Here is a 3,436-nt window from a genome sequence, read left to right on the forward strand (position 1 = left end):
CGGCGATGATGAAGGACAGCAGCACCGCGGGGCCGGCCTTGTCCGCGCCCACGCCGATCAGCGTGTAGATGCCGGTACCGACGATGGCGCCAATGCCCAGTGCGACCAGGTGGGGCCAGCTCAGCGAGGGGATCAGGCGGCGGCCTTCTTCGTGTTCGGTGAGCTGGTCGATGGGCTTGCGCCGGAGCCAGGACTGCATGCGGACCTCACGGTTCGTGGTGATTCAGGAAGTCGGCGAGTGTCGCCGAATGCAGTGCAGCAAAGCCAGAAAGATGCGCGGCTTCAGCGGGCTTTGGCGATTGCCATTGGCATCGCTGCCGGAACCGGCACAAAACCGGGGTCGCGCGCTGATCATGAATGGCGAGGGTGGGCGAGCAGGTAATCCCGCAGCGCCACGGCCTGGTTGTACCGGGTGTCGCGCGCGCCGTAGACCAGCGTGACCGGGCCGGCGTCGAGGGCGTCGCGCAGCGGTTTCAGGTGTTGCGGGGAACCGGCCAGTTCCGCGGCATAACGGTGCTCGAACGCCTCCCAGCGCTCGGGCTGGTGGTCGAACCACTGGCGCAATGCGGTGCTCGGGGCCACGTCCTTCAGCCAGGTGGCCTGCAGCTTCTCGCGGCTGACGCCGCGCGGCCACAGGCGATCGACCAGGAAGCGCTGGCCGTCGTCGGCGCTGGCGGCCTCATAGGCCCGTTTGCAGGAGATCTTCATTGCCCGCCTCGCACAGCCTGGGTTGTCGGCCGATCGTACCGCTCTGGCGCAGCGGCTCCTATTCCAGGCCCAGCCGCACGCCGAACACCATCAGGCACACGCCGACCGCGCGGCGCAGCCAGACCCCGACCCGTGGATACCCGGCCAGGCGCCGGGCGATGAACTGCCCGCCGAAGATCAGCACCGAGCACCAGCCGATGCTCAGCACGGCGATCAGTACCGCCATGGTCGCCAGGGTCAGCGCGCCACGTTGTCGGGCCGGGTCGATGAACAGCGGGAAGAAGGCCATGTAGAACAGGATGGCCTTGGGGTTGAGCACGCCGACCAGCAAGGCCTGCCGGAACCAGCGCCGGCCGTGCTGGACCGCGTCGCTGCCGTTGCTGCCGGCGGCCGGTTCACGCAGCAGCTGCACGCCTACCCAGATCAGGTAACCCGCACCGAGGTAGCGCAGGCCGGCGAACAGCGCCGGGTGTGCCTGCAGCAACGCGGCCACGCCGGTGGCGGCGATGGCGATCAGGATCTGGTCGCCCAGCATCAACCCGCCCAGCGTCGCGTAGCCGGCGCGCACGCCGCCGCGCGCGGTGGCGGTGAGCAGGGTGAAGGTGCCCGGGCCGGGCAGCATCAGGAACAGGATCACCGCCACCATGAAGGTGCCGACGTCGTTGATGCCCATCCACGGCATGGCTCAGGTCCCGGGCTGGGCCGCGCGCTGTGCGGCCAGGCGCTGCTTCACCGCGGTGATCAGCGCCGGCAGGTCGTCATGGCGCGGCACGCCGTAGCGGTCACCGGTGATGTCCAGGTTGCCCTTGCGCCAGAAGCCGGCCGGTGCGGCGACCAGCAGCTTGCCCGAGCGCGCGTACAGCCCGAACTCCAGCAGCGTGATCGGGCTCTGCGTGCCCGGCGTGAAGTACATCAGCACGATGTCGGCCTGTTCCAGCGCGGCCAGCTCCCATTCCACCTGGCGGCGGAACTCGGGTTCATCCGCTTCCGGGCGCCAGGCCGGGTTCCAGTCGGCGCGGCGCGGGTTGAGCATCAGCACGCCTTCGTCGGCCAGTGCCTGCTGCACCTGCTGCTGCCAGTCGCCGGCCTTGCCCATCTCGATGCTGCCGGCCAGGAACACCTTGGGACGGGTGTCGTGGGTGGGCAGTGCGTGGGGGGAGGTGACGGTCTGCGAGGGCGCGGCCGGTACCGGCAAGGGCGCCAGGCAGGCCAGGCCGAGCAGCAGGGAAAGCGACGGCTTCATGGGAAATGGGTGGTGCAGGGGGCCTACATGATCGCAGATGCGGCGCAGGCGGTGAGATCGACGGGGCTACACTTGCACGCATGCAAACCGAAACCCTGATCCTGGCGGCCCTGGTGCTGGTCGTCCTCGTGCTGCAGCTGGTGCTGCTGTTCCGCCGCGCCGACAATGCCACGCTGGAGAATGCGCTGCGCGAGGAGCAACGCGTCGGCCGCGGCGAACTGCGCGAGCAGCTGGAGGCGATGACCCGCCAGCAGGACGCGCGCATGGACGGCTTCGGCCGCAACCTCACCGACCTGTCCACCCGCACCGACCAGCGCCTGGACCTGCTGCGCGACAGCCTCAACGACGACGCACGCAAGGGCCGCGAGGAAAACAACGTGCTGCAGCAGCAGCTGGCGCAGCTGCTCGGCGCGCGCCTGCAGGAAGTACGCGACCAGCTTGATGCCTTCGGCCAACAGCAGCAGGGGCGCATGGACGTGTTCGCGCGCCAGCTGGCCGGCCTGCAGCAGGCGCTGGTCGAAGACACCCGCAAGGGCCGCGAGGAGGGCGTGCAGCTGCAGCAGCGCTTCGGTGAACTGCTCGGCCAGCGGCTGGTCGAGCTGACCCAGCGCAACGAGACCGGCATCAACGAGATGCGGCAGACGCTGGAAGCGCGCCTGAAGGACCTGCAGGGCGACAACGCCACCCGGCTCGAGCAGATGCGGCAGACCGTGGACGAGAAGTTGCAGAGCACGCTCAACACGCGTCTGGATTCGTCCTTCAAGCTGGTCTCCGAGCGGCTGGAGCAGGTGCAGCGCGGGCTCGGCGAGATGCAGCAGCTGGCCACCGGCGTGGGCGACCTCAAGCGCGTGCTGAGCAACGTCAAGAACCGCGGCGGCTGGGGTGAAGTGCAGCTGGACAACATCCTGGAGCAGACCCTGACCGCCGAGCAATACGCGCGCGGGGTGAAGGTGCGCCCGGACAGCGGCGAGATGGTCGACTTCGCGGTGCGCCTGCCCGGGCGCGGCGACGACCAGGCGCCGGTATGGCTGCCGATCGACTCCAAGTTCCCGCGCGAGGACTACGAACGCCTGCTCGATGCGCAGGAAGCCGGTGACCTGGAGGCGGTACGCGGCAGCGGCAACCAGCTCGAACGGGCCATCCGCGTGCAGGCCAGGTCGATCAGCGAGAAGTACATCGTGCCGCCGCACACCACCGACTTCGCGGTGATGTTCCTGCCGACCGAAGGCCTGTATGCCGAAACCATCCGCCGGCCGGGCCTGGTCGACGCGCTGCAGCGCGAGCATCGCGTGGTGATCGCCGGCCCGACCACGGTCACCGCGCTGCTCAACAGCCTGCAGATGGGCTTCCGCACGCTGGCCATCGAGCAGCGTTCTTCCGAAGTGTGGAGCCTGCTGGGCGCGGTCAAGGGCGAGTTCGGCAAGTTCGCCGGCATCCTGGAGAAGGCCGAGAAGCAGATCAACACGGTCGGCAAGAGCCTGGGCG

4 protein-coding genes and 1 pseudogene are annotated in these 3,436 nt (G+C 69.0%); 1 reads left to right on the plus strand and 4 read right to left on the minus strand.

What is annotated here, in order from left to right:
* The 4 genes and pseudogenes from VA603_RS09420 to VA603_RS09435 form a co-directional block, all read right to left on the minus strand.
* Positions 1 to 199 (minus strand): annotated as a pseudogene (locus VA603_RS09420) (amino acid permease); the annotation flags it as partial.
* 152 nt (positions 200 to 351) lie between these two features.
* Complete coding sequence (locus VA603_RS09425; RefSeq protein WP_132864074.1) at positions 352 to 708, minus strand: DUF488 domain-containing protein; 357 nt, start codon at positions 706 to 708, stop codon at positions 352 to 354.
* 58 nt (positions 709 to 766) lie between these two features.
* Complete coding sequence (gene leuE, locus VA603_RS09430; RefSeq protein ID WP_132864075.1) at positions 767 to 1,390, minus strand: leucine efflux protein LeuE; 624 nt, start codon at positions 1,388 to 1,390, stop codon at positions 767 to 769.
* Between the two features lie 3 nt (positions 1,391 to 1,393).
* The gene (locus tag VA603_RS09435) at positions 1,394 to 1,951 is read right to left on the minus strand and encodes a nucleoside 2-deoxyribosyltransferase domain-containing protein (RefSeq protein ID WP_323438643.1); all 558 of its coding nucleotides are present in this window, start codon (positions 1,949 to 1,951) and stop codon (positions 1,394 to 1,396) included.
* 80 nt (positions 1,952 to 2,031) lie between these two features.
* Between VA603_RS09435 and VA603_RS09440 the strand changes: the two genes are divergently transcribed.
* Positions 2,032 to 3,436, plus strand: a 1,405-nt coding sequence (locus VA603_RS09440; protein ID WP_323438644.1) for a DNA recombination protein RmuC, incomplete at its 3' end; no start/stop codon positions are given.

The sequence above is a fragment of the Stenotrophomonas capsici genome, assembly GCF_034961085.1.
Lineage (GTDB): Bacteria > Pseudomonadota > Gammaproteobacteria > Xanthomonadales > Xanthomonadaceae > Stenotrophomonas > Stenotrophomonas capsici.

Bases quoted from the DNA above. Each gene is read 5' to 3' on its own strand.
- VA603_RS09425 (WP_132864074.1), bottom strand. From the start codon at position 708: ATGAAGATCTCCTGCAAACGGGCCTATGAGGCCGCCAGCGCCGACGAC.
- VA603_RS09435 (WP_323438643.1), bottom strand. From the start codon at position 1,951: ATGAAGCCGTCGCTTTCCCTGCTGCTCGGCCTGGCCTGCCTGGCGCCC.
- leuE (WP_132864075.1), bottom strand. From the start codon at position 1,390: ATGCCGTGGATGGGCATCAACGACGTCGGCACCTTCATGGTGGCGGTG.